Origin of the sequence: Frigoribacterium sp. PhB107, assembly GCF_003751515.1 — a bacterium.
Lineage (GTDB): Bacteria > Actinomycetota > Actinomycetes > Actinomycetales > Microbacteriaceae > Frigoribacterium.
Genome location: NZ_RJKU01000003.1, coordinates 21,164 through 40,326, shown reverse-complemented (window position 1 = coordinate 40,326; position 19,163 = coordinate 21,164). Strand labels below are relative to the sequence as shown.

20 protein-coding genes are annotated in these 19,163 nt (G+C 74.2%); 9 read left to right on the top strand and 11 right to left on the bottom strand.

Going from position 1 to position 19,163, the window contains the following annotated elements; genetic code table 11:
- Nucleotides 1-181: 181 nt before the first annotated feature.
- Together EDF18_RS13700 and EDF18_RS13695 are read right to left on the bottom strand one after the other, a co-directional pair.
- Nucleotides 182-2,389 (bottom strand): heavy metal translocating P-type ATPase, encoded by a 2,208-nt coding sequence (locus EDF18_RS13700; protein WP_123548579.1) that lies wholly within the window; start codon nt 2,387-2,389, stop codon nt 182-184.
- Between the two features lie 125 nt (nt 2,390-2,514).
- Nucleotides 2,515-2,973, bottom strand: coding sequence for a DUF3817 domain-containing protein (locus EDF18_RS13695; RefSeq protein ID WP_123548399.1), 459 nt, complete (start codon nt 2,971-2,973; stop codon nt 2,515-2,517).
- Nucleotides 2,974-3,204: 231 nt separating this feature from the next.
- Here EDF18_RS13695 and EDF18_RS13690 point away from each other — a divergent pair, with 231 nt between their 5' ends.
- Nucleotides 3,205-3,552, top strand: coding sequence for a hypothetical protein (locus EDF18_RS13690; RefSeq protein WP_123548398.1), 348 nt, complete (start codon nt 3,205-3,207; stop codon nt 3,550-3,552).
- A 126-nt stretch (nt 3,553-3,678) separates the two neighbouring features.
- Here EDF18_RS13690 and EDF18_RS13685 read toward each other — a convergent pair whose 3' ends face one another.
- Nucleotides 3,679-4,077 (bottom strand): MerR family transcriptional regulator, encoded by a 399-nt coding sequence (locus EDF18_RS13685; protein WP_123548397.1) that lies wholly within the window; start codon nt 4,075-4,077, stop codon nt 3,679-3,681.
- A gap of 152 nt (nt 4,078-4,229) precedes the next feature.
- Between EDF18_RS13685 and EDF18_RS13680 the strand changes: the two genes are divergently transcribed.
- Nucleotides 4,230-4,949, top strand: a complete 720-nt coding sequence (locus EDF18_RS13680) for an SDR family oxidoreductase (RefSeq protein ID WP_123548578.1) — start codon at nt 4,230-4,232, stop codon at nt 4,947-4,949.
- On the opposite strand, the gene EDF18_RS13675 is transcribed toward EDF18_RS13680, so the two are convergent.
- The 4 genes from EDF18_RS13675 to EDF18_RS13660 form a co-directional block, all read right to left on the bottom strand.
- Nucleotides 4,946-5,923, bottom strand: coding sequence for an oxidoreductase (locus EDF18_RS13675; protein WP_233569175.1), 978 nt, complete (start codon nt 5,921-5,923; stop codon nt 4,946-4,948). The genes EDF18_RS13680 and EDF18_RS13675 overlap by 4 nt on opposite strands.
- The gene (locus EDF18_RS13670) at nt 5,920-6,498 is read right to left on the bottom strand and encodes a molybdopterin-dependent oxidoreductase (protein ID WP_123548396.1); all 579 of its coding nucleotides are present in this window, start codon (nt 6,496-6,498) and stop codon (nt 5,920-5,922) included. Before EDF18_RS13670 ends, EDF18_RS13675 begins: the two co-directional genes overlap by 4 nt.
- Before the next feature lie 80 nt (nt 6,499-6,578).
- Nucleotides 6,579-7,061, bottom strand: a complete 483-nt coding sequence (locus EDF18_RS13665) for a hypothetical protein (RefSeq protein WP_123548395.1) — start codon at nt 7,059-7,061, stop codon at nt 6,579-6,581.
- An 85-nt stretch (nt 7,062-7,146) separates the two neighbouring features.
- Complete coding sequence (locus tag EDF18_RS13660; protein ID WP_123548394.1) at nt 7,147-8,088, bottom strand: hypothetical protein; 942 nt, start codon at nt 8,086-8,088, stop codon at nt 7,147-7,149.
- A 142-nt stretch (nt 8,089-8,230) separates the two neighbouring features.
- Here EDF18_RS13660 and EDF18_RS13655 point away from each other — a divergent pair, with 142 nt between their 5' ends.
- The 4 genes from EDF18_RS13655 (at nt 8,231) to EDF18_RS13640 (ending at nt 12,170) form a co-directional block, all read left to right on the top strand.
- On the top strand, nt 8,231-8,851 hold the full coding sequence (locus EDF18_RS13655) for a superoxide dismutase (RefSeq protein WP_123548393.1): 621 nt from the start codon (nt 8,231-8,233) through the stop codon (nt 8,849-8,851).
- Nucleotides 8,852-9,113: 262 nt separating this feature from the next.
- Nucleotides 9,114-10,460 (top strand): sensor histidine kinase, encoded by a 1,347-nt coding sequence (locus tag EDF18_RS13650; RefSeq protein ID WP_158614685.1) that lies wholly within the window; start codon nt 9,114-9,116, stop codon nt 10,458-10,460.
- Complete coding sequence (locus tag EDF18_RS13645) at nt 10,457-11,179, top strand: response regulator transcription factor (protein WP_123548391.1); 723 nt, start codon at nt 10,457-10,459, stop codon at nt 11,177-11,179. Before EDF18_RS13650 ends, EDF18_RS13645 begins: the two co-directional genes overlap by 4 nt.
- 40 nt (nt 11,180-11,219) lie before the next feature.
- Complete coding sequence (locus EDF18_RS13640) at nt 11,220-12,170, top strand: hypothetical protein (RefSeq protein WP_123548390.1); 951 nt, start codon at nt 11,220-11,222, stop codon at nt 12,168-12,170.
- Nucleotides 12,171-12,288: 118 nt separating this feature from the next.
- Here the strand turns inward: EDF18_RS13640 and EDF18_RS13635 are convergent, their stop codons facing one another.
- Nucleotides 12,289-12,942 carry a ScbR family autoregulator-binding transcription factor gene (locus tag EDF18_RS13635; protein WP_158614684.1) on the bottom strand — a complete coding sequence of 218 codons (654 nt, stop codon included), beginning with the start codon at nt 12,940-12,942 and terminating at the stop codon, nt 12,289-12,291.
- 147 nt (nt 12,943-13,089) lie between these two features.
- Here EDF18_RS13635 and EDF18_RS13630 point away from each other — a divergent pair, with 147 nt between their 5' ends.
- The gene (locus EDF18_RS13630) at nt 13,090-13,671 is read left to right on the top strand and encodes an N-acetyltransferase (protein WP_123548389.1); all 582 of its coding nucleotides are present in this window, start codon (nt 13,090-13,092) and stop codon (nt 13,669-13,671) included.
- Nucleotides 13,672-13,682: 11 nt separating this feature from the next.
- On the opposite strand, the gene EDF18_RS13625 is transcribed toward EDF18_RS13630, so the two are convergent.
- Nucleotides 13,683-14,645, bottom strand: coding sequence for an EamA family transporter (locus tag EDF18_RS13625; RefSeq protein ID WP_123548388.1), 963 nt, complete (start codon nt 14,643-14,645; stop codon nt 13,683-13,685).
- 71 nt (nt 14,646-14,716) lie between these two features.
- Between EDF18_RS13625 and EDF18_RS13620 the strand changes: the two genes are divergently transcribed.
- Nucleotides 14,717-15,649, top strand: coding sequence for a LysR family transcriptional regulator (locus tag EDF18_RS13620; RefSeq protein ID WP_123548387.1), 933 nt, complete (start codon nt 14,717-14,719; stop codon nt 15,647-15,649).
- Nucleotides 15,650-15,819: 170 nt separating this feature from the next.
- On the opposite strand, the gene EDF18_RS13615 is transcribed toward EDF18_RS13620, so the two are convergent.
- Complete coding sequence (locus EDF18_RS13615) at nt 15,820-17,166, bottom strand: M23 family metallopeptidase (RefSeq protein WP_123548386.1); 1,347 nt, start codon at nt 17,164-17,166, stop codon at nt 15,820-15,822.
- Between the two features lie 399 nt (nt 17,167-17,565).
- On the opposite strand from EDF18_RS13615, the gene EDF18_RS13610 reads away from it, so the two are divergent.
- Nucleotides 17,566-18,684, top strand: coding sequence for a glycoside hydrolase family 6 protein (locus EDF18_RS13610; RefSeq protein ID WP_158614683.1), 1,119 nt, complete (start codon nt 17,566-17,568; stop codon nt 18,682-18,684).
- Nucleotides 18,685-18,720: 36 nt separating this feature from the next.
- Here EDF18_RS13610 and EDF18_RS13605 read toward each other — a convergent pair whose 3' ends face one another.
- A complete protein-coding gene (locus EDF18_RS13605; RefSeq protein WP_123548575.1) occupies nt 18,721-19,125 on the bottom strand; it encodes a MerR family transcriptional regulator in 405 nt (134 codons plus the stop codon).
- Nucleotides 19,126-19,163 lie beyond the last annotated feature (38 nt).

Genomic DNA, 19,163 nt, shown 5'->3' with positions numbered 1-19,163 from the left:
GCTATCCCCGCCTGATCTCTTAGCAACTGAATCATCAGCGATCTCCCAGCCCACGCCTCCTGTGCTCGTCGCCGCCCGCGTCTGTTCTCGGCAAATGCCGACCGTGAGCGCGCAGATCGCCCGACAAAACGGGGATCTCCCACTACAAGAGCCCCGACGGTCGGCATGTGCGGGCCTGCGCTCAGGCGGCGAGGCGCCAGCGGCGGAGGAGCTGCGCGTTCAGCGCCACGATGACCGTCGACAGGCTCATGAGCACGGCTCCGGCGGCCGGCGAGAGCACGAAGCCGACCGGCGCGAGCACGCCCGCGGCCAGCGGCACCGAGAGCACGTTGTAGCCGGCGCCCCAGACCAGGTTCTGGATCATCTTGCGGTAGCCGACCCGCGACAGCGAGATCACCGAGAGCACGGCACGCGGATCGCTCGACGCGAGAACGACGCCCGCCGACTCGACCGCGACGTCGGTGCCCGCGCCGATCGCGATCCCCACGTCGGCCCGAGCCAGCGCGGGAGCGTCGTTGACGCCGTCGCCCACCATCGCCACGCGCTGGCCGCGCTGCTGCAGCTCGGCGACGCGGGCGTCCTTCTCGTCCGGGCGCACCTCCGCGAAGACCTCGTCGATGCCGAGCTCGCGCGCGACCGAGTCTGCGACCTGCCGGGCGTCGCCCGTCACCATCGCGACGCGCACCCCGGCGTCGTGCAGCCGGCGCACCGCCTCGGCCGACTCGGGCCGGACCTCGTCGCGCAGCGCGAAGGCCGCCACGACGCCGCCCGAGCGCACGAGCCACAGCACGGCCGCGCCGTCGCCGCGCCACGGCTCCGTCGCGGCCGCGAGGTCGGCGGGCGCCTCGAGCGCCAGGTCGCGGAGCAGCCCGGGACCTCCGACCGCGACGTCGACCCCGTCGACGCGGGCCGAGACGCCGCTGCCGGTCAACGAGCGGAACGACTCGACCCGCGCCTCCTGCGGGGCAGCCGCAGCCGCAGCCGCCGCGGCACGCACCAGCGCGCGGGCGACCGGGTGCTCGCTGTCGCGCTCGGCGGCCGCGGCGAGGCGCAGGGCCTCGTCGCCCGTCAGCCCCCCGGACGAGGAGGCGGTGGCCACGTCCGTCACGCCGGGCTCGCCCTTCGTGAGGGTGCCGGTCTTGTCGAACAGCACGGTGTCGACCGTGCGCATGCGCTCGAGGGCGAGGCGGTCCTTGACGAGGACGCCCGCCCGGGCGGCGCGCTCGGTCGAGATCGCGATCACCAACGGGATCGCGAGCCCGAGGGCGTGCGGGCAGGCGATGACGAGCACGGTCACGGTGCGCGTGATCGCCTGGTCGAGGTCGCCGAGGAGGAGCCACACGACGAAGGTGACCACCCCGGCACCCGAGGCGAACCAGAAGAGCAGGGCGGCGGCGCGGTCGGCGAGCGCCTGGGCGCGCGACGACGAGGCCTGGGCCTCGGCGACGAGCCGCCGGATGCCCGCGAGGGCCGTCTCGTCGCCGACCGCGGTGACCCGGACCCTCAGGGCGCCGTCGGTCGCGACGGTGCCCGCGACGACGCGGTCGCCCTCGCCGCGCGCGACGGTCCGGGACTCGCCCGTGATCATCGACTCGTCCATCTCGGCGGAGCCGTCGACCACGACGCCGTCGGCGGGCACACGGGCGCCCGAGCGCACGAGCACGACGTCGCCCGCGACGAGGTCGGCGAGCGCCACCTCGGTCGTCGCGCCGGAGCCGGTGCCGGGGCCGGTGCCGTCGCCCGAGTCCGTGCCGGAGGTGCCGTCGACACGGTCGGCCGTGTCGGGCAGCAGCGCGGCGAGGGCGTCGAGGGCACCGGAGGCGGCGCCCAGGGCCCGCATCTCGATCCAGTGCCCGAGCAGCATGATGACGACGAGGAGCGCGAGCTCCCACCAGAAGTCGAGGTCGAGGCCGCCGATGCCGAGCGTCGTCGCCCAGCTCGCGACGAACGCGACGGTGATGGCCATCGCGATGAGGAGCATCATCCCCGGCTGCTTCGCCCGTGCCTCCGCGACGCCTCCGCTGAGGAACGGCCAGCCGCCCCACGCGAAGAGGAACGTGCCGAGCACCGGCGAGATCCACTCGGAGCCGGGGAACGACGGGACGTCGTAGCCGAGCAGCCCGGCGAACATCGAGCTGAAGGCGACCACCGGCACGGCGACGACGAGGCTGACCCAGAACTTGTCGCGGAACTGCGCGGCGTGGTCGCCGTGGCCGTGGTGGCCGGCGTGCGCGTCCTGCCCGGCGTGCGCGTCGTGGCCGGCGTGCGGGTCGTGCCCCGCGTCGACGCCCGCGGCCTCCTGGCCGTGGTCGGCCGTCGCGAGTCCCGAGTGGTCGGTGCCGACCTGCTCGTCGTCGCCGGGGGCGTGGTGGTCGTGCGCAGCGCTCATCCCCATACCCTAGGGGGGTATCGTGCGCGACGTCCAGGACTCGGGACGACCGCCTCCTCGACCGTCAGCCCCTCGCTGTCAGCCCCCTCTCCGTCAGCCCCCTCTCTGTCAGCCCCCTCGACGGATCAGCCGCCGACGGGCGGGCCGACGATCAGCAGCAGGACGAAGACGACCACGACGGCCGCGAGCAGCAGCACGACCGCGAGCGCGAGGTGCCCGAGCACCCAGCGGAGGAGGCGGTCGAGTGGCCGGCGGTCGCGCGGGTCGCCGGTCGCCTCACGCCGCCAGTCGCCGTCGAGCCCGCTGCGGCGGTCGATCCAGCGCTCGACGGGCAGCGAGGCGAACGGCACGACGGCGCTCGCGAGGGCGAGCACGGTCACCCCCGGCGACCAGCGCTGGTTCACGGCGACGACGACCCCCGCGACCAGGTAGGCGAGGAACACGAACCCGTGGATCGGCCCCGCGACGCTGACGGGCCAGTCGCCCACCTTCGCGACGTACTTCAGCAGCATCCCGCCGATCAGCAGGGCCCAGGTCACGACCTCGGCGACAGCGAACGAGCGGAAGAGGGCGCGGGGCGACATGGCGGCTCCTGGTGAGGGGGTCGGTGGGCCTCCATGGTCGCAGCACCGCCCTGGACGCCGCCTCCCCCGGTGCAGCGCCTGCACCGCCGCCCGTCCCCACGACCACGAGAGGCCCCGGACCGACCTCCGAGCACCTCCGGACGTCGCTCCGAGGCCTCTCGACCCGACCCGAGGGGCGAAGGAGGCGCGGCGTACGGTGGACGGATCGACGACGACCACGAAGGGGACTCCATGAGCGACCGCGACGCCGAGCAGCACCGCCCGCACGACCGACACGAGCGCCCCGGTGCGACGCGCCCCGCCGCCGACGGTCGGTCGCGAGGCAGGCTGCGCCTGCAGTGGCCGACCTTCCGCGGGTCGCCGTTCCTCTGGGGCGTGCTCGCGTTCCCGCTGTTCCTGCACCTGGTCACGGCCGCCGTCTCGCTCGGCCGCGGCGAGGCACCCACGCCGTTCGGCATCGTGTTCCTGGTGCTGGTCGCGGTCGTGTTCGTCGTCTGCCTGGTCGGCGTCGTGCAGACGCTCCGGCACCCGCGGCCCTCGCGGCCGTCGTGGCTCGACGAGGGCGACCCGCGCGCCTGACCCGGCCCGCACCTCCTTCGGGGCGACGTCGCCCGCGAGGGAACGAGTGGTCAGCAACGGTCGTCGACGCCGCTCGGGAGGACCGGAACTGACCACTCGGTGGGCCGACCGGTCAGGGCGGGCAGGTCAGGCCGCGTCGCGGGCAGGCTCGGCGGGCTCGCGCAGGGCCGGGCAGTGCTCGGGCGTCGGGTGCCGCGCGATCTCGACCATGCGGTCGAGGGCGTCGCGCGCGGCCGAGAGGTCGGCCATCGCCGCGGTGATGCGCCGACGCTCCGCCTCGAGCACGGCGAAGACCTCGGGCGAGCTCGTGCCGGAGTCGACGCAGGGCAGCAGCTGCAGGATCGTGCGGCTCGGGAGCCCCGCCGTGAAGAACTGCTGGATCAGCTGCACCCGCTCGACCGCCGCCTCCGCGTAGCTGCGCTGGCCGCTGCTCGTGCGGTCGGACTCGAGCAGGCCCTGCTCTTCGTAGTACCGCAGCGCGCGCGTGCTGACGCCCGCTCGCTCTGCCACCTCGCCGATGCGCATCCATGCCCCTGTTCTTCTTGGAAGGCGTCTCGGCCTGGTCCGCGTGTCGGACTTGCCCTTGACGTCAACGTGAAGTCCTAGCGTAGCCGACGCCGGGCCAGCCGAGACTGCCCGGCCGACCGTCCACGACCAGGAAGACACCACGCATGAACATCGACATCACCGGCCAGACCGTCCTCGTGACCGGGGCCAACCGCGGCATCGGCCGCCAGTTCGTCCTCGAGGCGCTCGAGCGCGGCGCCGCCAAGGTCTGGGCGACGGCGCGCCGGACCGAGACCCTCGACTTCGCCGACCCTCGGGTCGTGCCGCTGCAGCTCGACCTCACCGACCACGACTCCGTGGTGGCCGCCGCCGTCGCGGCCCACGACGTGACCGTGCTCGTCGACAACGCCGGCATCGCGACCGGCGCGTCGCTGATCACCGGCGACCTCGTCGACGCCCGCCGCGAGATGGACACGCACTACTGGGGCACCCTCGACGTGATCCGCGAGTTCGCCCCCGTGCTCGCGGCCAACGGGGGCGGTGCGATCGTCAACGTCCTCTCCGCTCTCTCGTGGTTCGCCGCTCCCGGCAGCGGGGCCTACGCCGCCGCCAAGGCCGCCGAGTGGAACATGACCAACGCCGTCCGGCTCGAGCTCGCCGCCCAGGGGACGCTCGTCCAGGGCGTGATGCTCGGGGCCGCGGACACCGACATCACGGCGAACTACGACGGACCGAAGATCGACCCGCGCGACGTGCCCCGCAGCTCGTTCGACGGCCTCGCCGCCGGTGCGATCGAGGTCGTCGTCGACGACTGGAGCGCGATGGTGAAGGCGTCGCTCGCCGGCGACCCCGCCGAGTTCTACGCGAAGATGCGCGAGCTGCTCGGCTAGACGCCGCCGAAGCGCTCCGTACGGACGCGGGTCGGGTCGTGGCCGGCGTCGACCAGCCAGCCGGCGACGGTCTCGACGAACGAGTTCGTGCCGCAGACGTAGACGAGCGGGTGCACGGACGCCGGCAGCACGAGGTCGAGCAGCTCGTCACGGGTGAGCCTGCCGGAGGCGCGGGTCGCCCCTGCAGGAGCCTCCCGCGTGAAGACCCAGTCGACCTGCACCTCGCCCGCCGACTCCTCGGCGAGCGCCGCCAGCTCGTCGCCGAACCAGCGGTCGGCCGGCGTCCGGACGGAGCAGAGCAGCCGCATCGGCGGCGGCCCGGCCGAGCCGGCCGCACCGGCCGCACCGGCCGCACCGGCCGCAGCAGCGTCAGCGTCAGCAGCACCAGCCCCCGCGGCCCTGGCACGCACCATCGCGACGAGCGGGGCGATGCCCGACCCTCCCCCGATCAGCTGCACCGGCGACCGGCCCGGTGCCGGAGCCCCGTCCGGCTCGGGCAGCACGGCGTGCACCGCCGAGTCGGGGTCGAACTCGGTCGGCGGCCAGACGAACCAGCCGCCGATCGGGCCGCGCACCTCGACGGGGTCGCCGACCTCGGCCGCCGAGACGAGGTACGGCGAGACCTCGCCGTCGGGGAGCTCCTCGACGGTGAGCTCGATCTGCGGTGCCCGGCCCGCGCCTCCTGCGCTCGCCCGCACGTCCGACGACGAGTCGTCCGACGGCGAGACGTCCGACAGCGTGACGTCCGACAACGAGTACGAGCGGACGGCCTGGTAGCCGTCGTCCGCGGTGAGGCGGACGTCGACGTGCTGACCAGCCCGGGCCGGTCGCAGCCCCGGCACCTCGAGCACGATCGAGCGCCCGGTCGGCGTCTGCCCTGCCGCGGCGACGATCGTCGCCGGCATCCACCTGAAGGGGTCAGCGGGCAGCGACGCCGACGAGGAGGCAGGCGCGCCGTCGTCCGACGAGCTCACGCGTAGCGCTGTTCGCGCCAGGGGTCGCCGAGCGCGTGGTAGCCCATGCTCTCCCAGAAGCCGCGGCGGTCGGAGGCCATCGTCTGGATGCCCTGCACCCACTTCGCGCTCTTCCAGAAGTAGAGGCCGGGCACGAAGAGCCGGGCCGGGCCGCCGTGCTCGGACCCCAGGGGCTCGCCCTCGTAGGTGTCGACGACCCAGGCCTTGCCGCCCAGCAGCTCGCTCAGGGGCAGGTTCGTCGTGTAGCCGCCGTAGCTCGTCGTCATCGCGAACTCGTGCGTGGTGTCGAGGCCGTCGAAGAGGGTGTCGAGCGAGACGCCCGACCAGTGCGTGCCGAGCTTCGACCAGCTCGTGACGCAGTGGATGTCGGTCTCGATCTGCTCGTGCGGCAGCGCCTGGAAGTCGGCCCAGCTGAGCGAGCGGCTGCCCTGCTCGGTGCCGAGCTGCAGCTCCCACCGCTTGATGTTCGGGGTCGGGCCGGCCGACAGCACCGGGAACCCCTTCTCGAGGTGCTGCCCCGGCGGGAGGCGCGGGTCGGCCTCGCGACGTCGGCCGAAGCCCGTGAAACCTGCCATGGTGCGCCTCCTCGTGGTCGACGCCAGGCTAGCCGTCCCGACCGACACCTGGTCGGGCCGAACGGTCGGCGGCTCAGGCCCTACGGCAGCTCGAGGGAGACGGGCTCGGCGCCCTCCTCCGCGGGGACGACGTCGACCGTGACGGGACGACCGTCCACGCCGGCGGGGAGCTCGTGCTCGGACACGGCCGGCACGTAGTCCATCGTGCACATGCCCGGGTCGGCAGGCGCGAGCCGCACGGTCACGGCGTCGGCACCGGCCGCCTCGACCGACTCGACGGCAGGCGGGCAGGTCGAGCTGCCGAAGAGGGTCAGGGAGAACGACGTCCCCTCGTCGAGCCAGGCCACCGAGGGGCCGCCCTCGGCGGCGCCGTCGTCCGTGCCGTCGCCGTCGCCGTCGTCCGCCGGCCCCGACGGGGTCGACGACCCGGTCGGCGCCGCCCCCGCGTCGGGTGCGCCGCCCGGCCCGGCCTGCGCGCAGGCGCCCAGGAGGAAGGTCGCCGCGACCGCCACGAGGGCGATGCGGGCGGCGGCAGGTCGTCGGTGGGGTGTCGTCTCGGCCATTCAGCCATGGTGCCAGGGCCGTCCACGACCGCGCGCCTCCTCCGTGCCCGGCCGCGGTCGAGGCGAGCCCAGGAGCAGGCGAGCCTCAGGAGGTGGTGGCCTGGTCGGCCTCGGAGCCCTCGTCGACCATCTGCTGCCACCAGTCGGGGTGCAGGTCGACCAGGCGGACCCAGGCGTACCCGGCGACGACGCGGTCGACGTGCCCCGTCAGCTCGGCGAGCGCCAGCTCGCGCGCGTCGCCGACGTCGGCACCGCCGTCGAGGTCGCCGTCGCCCTGGACGTCGAGCATGCCCAGCGCGTCGACCACGGCGACGGGCACGCGCCAGGCGTCCGGCCCCTCGAGGTGCCGCGGGACGTCGTCGACGACGCCGAGCAGCACCGCCACCGCCGAGGCCGCCCCCGTCTCGCCCAGCGCCGCGACGACGTCGAGGTGCTCCTCGTGCCAGTCGCCGTCCCAGAGCTCGGCGAGCAGCGGCACGTGGTCGCCGTCGAGCCCGAAGACGACGCAGACCCGCAGCGCGGCCCACAGGTCGTCCTCGGCCCGCGACAGCACGACCTCGTGCAGCAGCTCGAGCCCGAGGTCGCGTCCGTCGCGGGCGCCGAACCAGAAGAGGAAGTCGGCGGCGGCGATCGGCTCGGGCAGGCTGCGGATCAGGTGCCGCTCCTGGTCCGTCAGGCGTCCCTCGTCGCGCGGCCTCTCGACGGGCGGGTGGTCGAGCACGGACAGCAGGGCCCGCATGCCCCGGCGACGCCGACCCGTCAGGCGGACGACGACGGCGGCGATCGACCAGAACAGCACGAGCGGGACGAGGTCCCCGAGCGCACGCGACGGCGAGGGCGTCGTCACCAGGATCCCCACGGACAGCACGACGGGCAGCACGCCGAACATCGCGAGGGTGAACCACCGCGCGAACCGCTGCGTGCCGAGCTCACGCCGCAGGGCGGAGCGCCACGGGTCGAGGGGCACGTTGATCGGCAGCTGCCGTCGACGGGCGGCCTCGAAGACCTCGACTCGGGTGATCGGCATGTGCACGGTCCAGATCGTTGCAGACTCTGCATGCTCGGCCGGACACCGGCCCACGAGGCTGCGTCCCTGCTGGGAGTTGCTCGACACAGCACCCCACGGGAGTCGTACGGTGGACGGAGGTCAACTGCGAAAGGACTCCCACATGGCTGAGTACACCCTCCCCGATCTCCCCTACGACTACAGCGCCCTCGCGCCGCACATCAGCGCGACGATCATGGAGCTGCACCACTCCAAGCACCACAACACCTACGTCACCGGCGCGAACACGGCCAACGCCGCCCTCGCCGAGGCCCGCGAGACCGGCGACCTGGCGAACGTGAACAAGCTCGAGAAGGACCTCGCGTTCAACCTCGGCGGCCACGTCAACCACTCGATCTTCTGGACGAACCTGACCCCCGAGACCGGCGAGCCCACCGGCGACCTGCTCGAGGCCATCGGCCGCGACTTCGGCGACCTCGAGAAGTTCAAGGCCCACTTCACCGCCACCGCGCTCGGCGTGCAGGGCTCCGGCTGGTCGGTGCTCGCCTACGACGTGATCGGTCAGCGCCTCAGCGTCTTCCAGCTCTTCGACCAGCAGGGCAACGTGCCGTTCGGCCTCGTCCCGCTGCTGATGCTCGACGTCTGGGAGCACGCTTACTACCTCGACTACCAGAACGTGCGCGCCGACTACGTCAAGGCCTTCTGGAACATCGTGAACTGGGACAACGTCGGCCAGCGCTACGCGGCCGCGACCAGCAAGACGCAGGGCCTGCTGACCTTCTAGCAGCAGCCTGTCCTCCGAGGAGGCGCGGTGCGGGATCTCCTGCACCGCGCCTCCTTCGTGTTCCTGTCCTCGATCTTCGTGATTCAGGAAGTCGTCGCCTCGGGCTCCTGAACCGTGCACGACTCAGGACGATGCGTCCCCTCCTCGCGAGGATCAGGACCGATCTTCCTGAATGAGGAGAGGCGACGACGCGTCCGACCTCGGGATGAAAACCCGGGGCAGGAGGCGCGCCGCACGCGGCCCTGCACCTAACCTGGCGCACATGGCGGACGCGAGGCGGTGGGGGCGGCACGTCGTCGCGCCGGCCGCCGCCCTCGTCTACTTCGTCTTCTGGGTCGCCAGCTCGTGGGGCCGCGGCGGCGTCGCCGACAACACGGTGGTCTTCGGCCTCTTCGCGATCGCGATCGCCCTCGCCTGGTGGATCCCGACCACGTCGCTCGCGCTCGTCGTGGTCGTCCCGGTGCTGCAGCTGCTCGGGCTCGCCGAGGCCCCGTCGCAGGACACCTGGACGGCCTACGTCGCCATCGCCCTGGTGATGGCCTTCGTGGCGGTGAAGCCGTCGCCCTGGCTCCGTCTCGCCGCGCTGCTCGTCGCCGGCGTCGCCGCCGGCCTCGCCGCGTGGCTGCTGGCCGTGCCGACCCTGACGCGGCCGCAGAGCTGGAGCACCTGGGTCGGCGCCGGCACGACGGGGCTCCGCATCGAGTTCTCGCTGCTCACCGCGGCCTTGTTCGGCGTCTTCGCCGGTGCGTGGGCGATCGGGGTCGCGTTCGCGAGCATCCGCCGGGTGCTCGTGATCCGGCAGGCCCTGGAGGCGACCGAGACACGGTTCGAGGCGACCGACCTCGAGCTGCGGCTCGCCCAGGACAGGGCGCGGATCTCCCGCGACGTGCACGACGCTCTGGCGCACTCCCTCGCGGTCGTGGTCTCGCAGGCCCAGGGCGGGCTCGCCCTGCAGGCGACCCGCCCCGAGGTCGCCGAGGAGTCGCTGCGCACCATCGCCGAGGTCGGCCGCACGGCCCTGCTCGACGTGCGGCGCCTCGTCGAGCGCATCACGCAGGACGACGACGTCACCGCTCCGCGCGAGACGCTCGCCGACGTCGACGCCCTCGTCGTCGCGATGCGCGAGGTCGGGATGGAGGTGGACGTCACGACCGAGGGAGCCCCCGGGCCCCAGGGGCCGGTCGGCGCCCTCGCCCCCTCGCAGGAGCTCGCCGTCTACCGCATCGTGCAGGAGAGCCTGACGAACGCGCTGAAGCACGCGGGCACCTCGAGCCGCGTCGCGGTGCAGCTCGACTGGCGCGGCCGCGGGCTCACGCTGCAGGTCACGTCGCGGGGCCGCGGAGCCCCGCTCGTCGCGGCCCGCACCGGGGCCGACCGCGGCGCCGGCGTCCGCGGCATGACCGAGCGTGCCCGACTCGCGGGCGGCTGGCTCACGGCGCAGCCCTCGGCGGACGGGACAGCCTTCGAGGTGACCGCGTTCGTGCCGACGACCGGCGCCTCCTCGGTCGTCGCGCCCGACGCCTCCTCCGCACCTGCACCTGCACCTGCATCTGCCTCTGCCTCTGCCTCTGCCTCTGCCTCTGCCCCCACCGAGAGAAGCTCCTCATGACCGACTCGCCCGCCGCCGGCACCGCCAGCCCGGCCGTCATCACCGTCGCCGTCGTCGACGACCAGCCGCTCTTCGCCTCCGGCCTGCGGATGCTGATCGAGGCGCAGCCGGACCTGCGCTGCGTCGGCACCGCCGTCGACGGGCGCGAGGCGCTGGCGCTGGTCGAGCGCGAGCACCCCGACGTGGTGCTGATGGACCTCCGCATGCCCGTGATGAACGGGCTGGAGGCGACGGCCCGAATCCTCGAGGGGGTCTCGCCCGACGACCTGCCCCGGGTGGTCGCGCTGACGACCATCCAGCGCGACGAGGCCGTGTTCGGGGCCCTCAAGGCCGGGGCCTACGCGTTCCTCACGAAGGACGCGACGCCCGACGAGGTGCTCACGACGATCCGCGCGGCGTGGGCGGGCGACCCCGTGCCGACCGCCGCGGCCGCGCTCGACGTCGTGCACGAGTTCGCCGTGCCGACGACCCCGGCTCCCCGCGTCGACCCGCTCGAGCCGCTGTCGCCGCGCGAACGCGAGATGTTCACCCTCGTCGCCCGGGGGCTCAGCAACATCGAGATCGCGGGCGAGGCGTACCTGAGTGAGGCGACGGTGAAGAGCCACGTCCGCTCGGTGCTGCAGAAGCTCGGCATGCGCAACCGCGTGCAGATCGTCGTCTTCGCCTACGAGAACGGCCTCGTGCCCGCCTCCGACGGCGGGCCGAGGCCGCGCCGGTGAGGGCCGGTCGCCGAGGGGCGGGTCGGTGAGGGGCCGGCCGGTGAGGGCCGGCGGCCGGGAGCGCGTCGCGAAGCGGGTCACCGTCGTCGCGGTGGCCGCGCTCGTCGCCGGGGTCGTGGCCGTCGGCATCCCCGCCAACGCCGCCTGGACCCTGCCCGACCTGCCCGAGAAGGACCAGGCGTCGTGGACGATGCCCCTCGACCAGTACGTCGGGGTCGGCGTCGTCCGCCTCAACTACGCGACCGAGCTGCTCATCCAGGACTGCATGGTCGACGCCGGCCACGACGACGCGGTCGTGCCCTGGCGCGACGTCGACGCGGCCACGAACGCCACCGAGCGCCAGCCGCTCCGCGCCTTCGACCTCGCCGCCGCCCGCGAGCGCGGCTACCACGTGCCTCCCACCGTCGACGCCGGTGCCGACGCCTGGCGGGCCTTCGAGTACCGGGAGACCTCGCCCGACGAGGCGGCCGACCGCGCGACCTGCCTCGAGCGCGCCTACCGCCAGCATCCCGAGCTGTTGACGGGCGCCTCCGCGTCGTCGACCACCGGCTCGGTGGGCGACGTCGCCATCCGGCTGAGCAACGCGGCGTTCCTCGAGGCCCGGCAGGACGCCTCCGTGCGCCGGGCTGCCGACGCGTGGCACGCCTGCATGATCGACCAGGGCGTGGGCGCCGGGCCCTGGGCCGACGACCTGCCGGACGACCCGGCGGACATGCCCACCACGCGGATGGCCCAGACCTTCACCTCGTACGACCCCGCGACCGCCGTCGGCGACGAGGAGCGCGACCTCGCCGAGACCGACGCCGCCTGCCGTGCCGCCTCGGGCTACCTCGACGCGCTCTACGAGGCCGAGTGGCAGCAGCAGCTGACTGTGCCGCACGACTACGGCGAGCGCCTCGCCCAGATCGACACGGGCCCCCTCGTCGCGGCGCAGCAGCTCGTCGACCGCACGATCGAGCGGCTCGGACCCGAGCGGCCGAGGGGCCTGTAGGAGGCGAGGAGGGCTCGGCCCTCCGACGGGGGGTTACGAAACAGGTCGTGGAGTATGCATGATGGGGTACAGAGGAACACTGACGGGGCGGGGGCGCCTGCCGGTCGGCTGACGCTGGTCAGTCGATCGGGGGACGGTCCGTCGGCCTGATCAGCTCGGCGAGCTCGTCGGCGAGGCCGGCGGACCGCGGCGACAGGAACGACGGCAGCACGAAGCGCATCATGTCCTGCAGCCGCTCGAAGACGTCCGCGTGGCCGGTGCTGAGGGCCGAGAAGGTCTGCACCCCGCTGAAGGCGCCGACGACGAAGCGCGCCGCACGGTCGACGTCGAGGTCGTCGCGGAACGTCCCCTCCGAGACCGCGCGCGACACGTGCCCCGCGGTCTCGTCGACCCAGGCGAGCGCCGCGGGCGCCCGGCTCGGCACCTCGCCGATCGACTCGGTCGACAGCCGCAGGCCGGCCGCGACCATCGGCTCGGTCGAGAGCTGCGTCGCAAAGGAGGCGCACGCCAGCATCAGCGCACCGGCCGCAGACGGCGCACCCGCGATCGCGAGCTCGGTCCACGCCCGCGACAGGCGCTGCTGCTCGGCGACGACCGCCCCGGCCAGGTCGGCCTTCGAGCGGAAGTGGAAGTAGAGGGCACCCTTGGTGACCCCGGCCGCGTCCGTCACCTGGTCGAGCGACGTCTCGGCGTAGCCCCGGGCGAGGAACACCGAGGAGGCGCCCTGCAAGATGGCCGCCCGCGTCTCGCGGGCCCTGCGCTGCTGCGCCACGGTCGCCTCCTGCCCTCTGCTCGTCGTGTGCGTGTTGCTCGTCACGTGCGCGCTGCGGGTCGCGCGCCCGTGGTCGGCGGGCGCCGGCGTCGGCAGCCGTGACGAGGCTGACCCTAGGGTAGGGCCCCCGGGCGGTACCGTCGGGGCATGACGACCGTGCTCCGCCTCATGCCCGACGACCGGCTCGGCCCCTGGATCGCCCGCTCGCAGGCCGAGTACGAGCGGTCGCGGCTCGCGTCGGGCGAAGCGGCCGAGATCGCGGCGGAGGCGGCGCGCGCCTCGTTCGAGCGGAACTTCCCCGGGGGCCGCCCCGCGCCGGGGCACCTCGTGCACGACGTGGTGGTGACGGCGTCCGGCACCGACGGCGACGGAACCGGAGTCGGAGACGGCGAGGACGGCGGCAGTGACGGCCGCGGCACCGTCGTGGGCGTCCTCTGGATCGGGCCGTTCGCCGGGGGCAGCGACGCGTGGTGGGTGTGGGACGTCGAGATCGACGAGCAGCACCGCGGCGCCGGCCACGGCCGTGCGGCGATGCAGCTCGCCGAGGAGGAGGCGGCCCGCCACGGCGCCGCCACCCTCGGCCTCAACGTGTTCGGCTACAACACGGCCGCCCGGGCGCTCTACGAGTCGCTCGGCTACGAGACGACGGCGGTGCAGATGCGCAAGCCGGTCGGCGCCGCTGCTGCTGCTGCTGCCGCCGCTGTGGCTGCTGCTGAGTCGGCGCAGTGACCACCGTTGCATCACGTTCCGAGCGTCGCGTCCCGTCGCGGCGAGACGTGATGCTCGGAACCTGATGTGACCGCCCCGCTCCCGGCAGCAGCAGAGGCAGCGCGTCCCCCGAGCGGCGGGCGGCTCGCGAACAGCACCCCGGCGACGACGACGACCCCGGCGCACACCTCCACGAGGTCGGGCACCTCGTCGAAGGCGACCCACGACGCCGCCACGCCGACGACGGGCACCAGCATCGAGAAGGGGGCGACGGTGCTCGACGGGTACGCCGCGAGCAGGCGGGTCCAGAGCCCGTAGCCGAGCACGGTCGCGACCAGCACCACGTACAGCAGGCCGATCACCGACGGCAGGGCCGCGACCGTGAAGGCGCCCGCGAGGCTGTCGCCGATGCGCTCGGGACCCTCGACGACGAGCGAGAGCGCGAGCATCGGCACGGGCGGCACGACAGACATCCACAGCGTCAGGCGCAGCGGGTCGGGGGCGGCCGCACGCCGGACCGCGACGTTGCCGAGGCCCCAGCCGACCGCCGCGCAGAGCGTGAGCACCACGGGCAGCAGGGCCGCGACCTGCGACCGGTGCGCGGCGATCACCGCGAGCGCCAGCACGGCGACGCCGATGCCGATCGCCTGTCGCCGCGTGATGCGCTCGCGCAGCCAGATCGCCGCGATCACGACGGTGGCGGGCGCCGACGCCTGCAGCACGAGCGACGCGAGGCCCGACGGCATGCCCGCGGCCATGCCGAGGTAGAGGAACCCGAACTGCAGGATGCCGAGCCCGAGGCCCACCATCAGCAGCCGCGACCACGGGATCGCCGGCCGTGGCACGAACAGCAGGGTCGGCACCGCGAGCAGCGCGAACCGCAGCGCCACGAGGAAGATCGGCGGGAAGTGGTCGAGCGCCAGCGCCGTCATCGGGAAGTTGACGCCCCAGCACACCACGACGACGAGGGCGAGGAGGCGGTCGCGGGGGCTCATGGGACCACCTTGCCGGAGGTGCGGATGCAGGACCAGCGCAGGTCTCGTCATCGACGATGTAGCGTCCCTTCATGGAGATCCAGCACCTCGACCTGCTCCGCGAGCTCGCGGACCGCGGGAGCGTCACCGCGGTCGCCGCGGCCGTGCACCGGTCGCCGAGCGCGGTGTCGCAGCAGCTGCGGACGTTGCAGCGCCAGCTCGGGGTCGAGCTCGTGCGACGGTCGGGACGCGGGGTGCAGCTGACCGACGCGGGGCTGGTGCTGGCACGCGCCTCCGTGGCGGTCTCGACGGCGGTCGCCGAGGCGGAGGCGGCCCTCGAGGCGCACCGCGGCGGCCGGGTCGGCGTGGTGCGGCTGGCGCTGTTCCCCTCCGCGGCGGAGCTGCTGCTGCCCGGCCTGCTCGTGCGGATGCACGAGCACACAGGGATCGAGCTCGAGATCAGCGACCGCGACGTCTCCGAGGACGAGTTCGCACAGCTCACGGCCGACGTCGACGTGGTGATCGGGCACCGCTCCGACGGCGTCGTGCCGGTCGAGCACCCCGACCTCACCGTCGTGCCCCTGCTGCGCGAGCCGCTCGAGGTCGCCCTGCCGCTCGACCACCCGCTGGCCGGACGCGAACGCGTCACCGTGGCCGACGTGATCGGCGAGCCCTGGGTCGGCGTGCCCGAGGGGTACCCCATCGATCGTGTGCTCGTCTCGATGGCGCTGCAGTCGGGGGTCGTGCCGCAGGTGGTGCACCGCACGGTGCACCTGCCCGTGATCGAGGCGATGGTCGCCGCGGGGCTCGGCGTCGCGCTCGTGCCCCGGCACACGTCGGCCGGGCGGGCGCCGGGGCGGTTCCGCCTGGCGACGCTCGACAGCGTGCAGGCCGGCCGTCACGTCGAGGCGCTGATGCGGCCGGAGCGGGCGGCCCGGCCCGTCGTGCAGACGGTGGTCGCGGAGATCGCGGCCGAGGCGCGGGCTACCGAGGCCGCCTCCGAGGAGGCGCGTCGCGCCTCCTGAGACCGGGTCGCGTCGCACTGAGGCCGGGTCGCGTCGCCCGGGACGAGGGATGGCCCCCGGCTCACGGGAAACGAGTCGGGAGCCGTGCCGCCGGACGGGGCTCCGGCGCGGCGGGCCCGGGGGCCCGTCGACGATGACGGTACGCCGCCGGTCGGCCCCGCGGAAGGGGCCTAGCGCACGCCCTTCGTGGCGAGGAAGGCGACCGGGTCGGTCGCGATGCCGCCGCGACGGATCTCGAGGTGCAGGTGGCAGCCGGTCGAGCCGCCGGCGGTGCCGACGCCGGCGATGTTCTGGCCGGCCGCGACCGTCTGGCCGTTGGCGACGTAGATGCCCGAGCGCTCCATGTGCCCGTAGGCGCTGCTGATGCCGTTGCCGTGGTCGATGATGATGAGGTTGCCGTAGCCGCCGGCCACGCCCGCGTAGGTCACGGTGCCCGCCGCGACCGAGTAGATCGGGGTGCCGCAGCTGGCGCCGAAGTCCGCTCCGGCGTGCAGCTTGTACTCACCGGTGATGGGGTGCACCCGGTAGCCGTACGCCTGGTACGAGGAGTACGAGCGGATGCCCGCGACCCAGCCCGTCCCCGGGTCGGGCACGGACGTGCCGGGCGAGCCGGGACCGACCGGGCGCGATGCGCCGCCGCCCCGGGGAGGTGCGGGCGCGGCCGCGGCGGCACGGGCAGCAGCAGCGGCTGCCGCGGCCTCGGCAGCCGCCTTGGCCTGGGCGGACGCGTAGGCCTGCTCGAGGGTGAGCCGGTCGTCCTGCAGCGCCTCGGCCTGTGCGGCCAGGGTCGCCTTCTCCTCGTCGACGGCCGCGACGTCGCGCTGCGCGGTGTCGCTCGCGGCCACCGCCGCGTCGAGGGCGTCGGAGGCCTCGTCGGCGAGCTTGTCGCGCTCGGCCAAGGCGACCGCAGCCTGGTCGGCGAGCGAGGTCGCGAGGTTCTCAGCCGAGACGGCGCGCTCGCGCAGCGTGCTCAGGTTCTCGCCGATCTTGGTCGACATGCTCAGGCCGCGCAGCACCGTCTCGGCGTCGTCACCGGACGACAGCAGGTCTCCGGTGAGCCCCCCGCTGCCCGGACGGGCGAGCAGCGCGGCGGCCTGGCCGACCACGACCTGCGCGGCGTCGGCGTCGGCCCGGGCGGCAGCCGCCTTCTGCTGCACCGTCTCGTACTCGCCGGTGGCCTCGTCGACGGCGAGCTGCGCCTCCGTCAGGGCGGCACCGGCCTCGTCGGCCGCCGTCTGGGCGTCGGCGGCCCGGGTCGACGCGGCCTCGAGGGCGACCTGGATGTCGGCGAGCGCCGCCTTCTTCGCCTGCTCGGAGCCGCGGGCGTCGAGCACCTGCTGCCAGCTCGGGCCGGCTGCCTGAGCCGGGGCGGGAGCGGCCAGCACGGGGACGGCCGCGAGGCCCACGACGAGCAGGGCGGCGATCGCCGCTCGCGACGCGACGCGGGAGGCGCCGGCGCGGAACGAGGGGGGGACGGCGGGGAGCGGGGCGGACGAGGGGGCAGGGCGGCGGAGCATGGTTCTCGGTTCGTCGTGTGGCGGCGGCAGGACCGGAGGTGGGCCGGTCGTGATCACGCGGCTCGGGCGCGGCGGTCCGTCCACCCTACCGACCGCCTCCTCGTCGCACCTCCCCCCGTGAGCGGTACACGACACCTGTGGACCATCCCGCCCCTGTGCAGGACTGAGCCCACCCGCCCCGTCGGTTCCGCAGATGCCGACCGTGGGCCCCTCGCGAGCCTCAGGACAACGGCATTTCCCGTCATAGCAGCTCCTCTGGTCGGCATCTGCGGAAGCAAGCCGCGCGTCGGGGACAGCCGATGTCCCCCGAAGCGCCCCCTGCGCCCGAGCGCCCGCCGTGCTGTCATGGAGGTCCACCATCGTCGGGGCCCTCCCCCACGGCGCCCGGGAACGGGATCGATGCCGCACCTGACGCCGCACCTCCTGCGCACCGCCCTCGGCACGCTCGTCGTGGCCGCGGCCCTCGGCGTGGGCGGGTGCACCTCCGCCGACCGTGACGCAGCAGGCCCGACGGCGGGCGCCACGGCGAGCCCGAGCCCGACCGACGACACGTCCGACGAGGCGACGGGCACGCCCGCCCCCACCGGGGACGCAGCCCCGCGGCCCTTCGGCGCGATCACTCCGGACACGATCCGCTCCGCCCCCAACACCCTCGTCTTCGACGGCGGCCTGGCGGTCGAGCCGAACTCCCTCGCCGCCCGGGCCGCGGACCGCCTCACGGCCGACGGCGACGCCGACGCCGCCCGGGCCGCCGAGCTGATCGCCGAGCGCCCCGTCGCCCTCTGGCTCGGCGACGGCCACGACGACGCCGCGCTCGTGGACGAGATCACCGACTACCTCGTGGCGGCCGAGATCCAGGACGCGACGCCCGTCTTCGTCACGTACGCGATCCCCGACCGCGACTGCGGCAACTACTCCGCGGGAGGCCTCGCGGCCGACGACTACCCTGCCTGGAACCAGCTCGTCGCCGACACGCTGCGCGGCCACCGCGCGGTCGTGATCGTCGAGCCCGACTCGCTGGGCATGCTCACGCGCTGCCCCGACCTCGCCGAGGAGAGGCTCCCCCTGATCCGGGAGTCGGTGACCGCGTTCTCCGACGCGGGGGTGCCCGCCTACCTCGACGGCGGCAACTCGAACTGGGTGCCCGCCCGGGAGATGGCCGAGCGCCTCGAGCAGGCCGGGATCGACCGCGCCCGCGGCTTCTACACGAACGTCGCGAGCTTCTACCCGGTCGACGACGAGCGCGCCTACGCCGAGCGGGTCAGCGAGCTCACCGACGACAGCCGCTACGTCATCGACGTCTCGCGGAACGGCCAGGGGTGGCGCGGCACCTGGTGCAACCCCGAGGGAGCCGGCCTCGGCCAGGACCCGCACGTCACCGGCGGCAGCAAGGGCCTCGACGCGTTCCTGTGGGTGAAGACGCCGGGCATCAGCGACGGCACCTGCAACGGCGGACCGCCCGCCGGCGAGTGGTGGGCGTCGTTCGCCGAGGGCCTCGTCGAGCGCCGGAGCGACTAGCCCGCAGGAGGCGCGGGCCGGGCCCGCAGGACCGCGTCAGCGGCTGCGCAGCAGCTCCAGGAACTCGTCGGCCATGGCGAGCTGCCGCTCGAGCCGGGCCCGGCGCTCGGCGGCGTCGGCGATGAAGGCGTCGAGACGGGCGCGGGTGTCGTCCACCGCGCCTCCACCGCTCTCGGCGCTGTCGGCGTCCGCCGCCCCCAGGGCGTCGACGACGCGCAGCAGCTCGGCCATCTCGTCGAGCGAGAAACCCAGCGGCTTCATGCGTCGGATCACCATCAGCCGCGAGAAGTCGGCGTCCGTGTAGAGGCGGAACCCGCCGTCGCTGCGCCCCGAGGGGGTGAGCAGCCCGACCTCGTCGTAGTGCCGGATCGTGCGCAGCGACATCTCGGCACGGTCGGCCAGCTCGCCGATCTGCATCATCGGTGCGTCGGCGTCCGTCATGCTCACTGGCCCATCTCTACCCTCACGTGAGGGTAGGG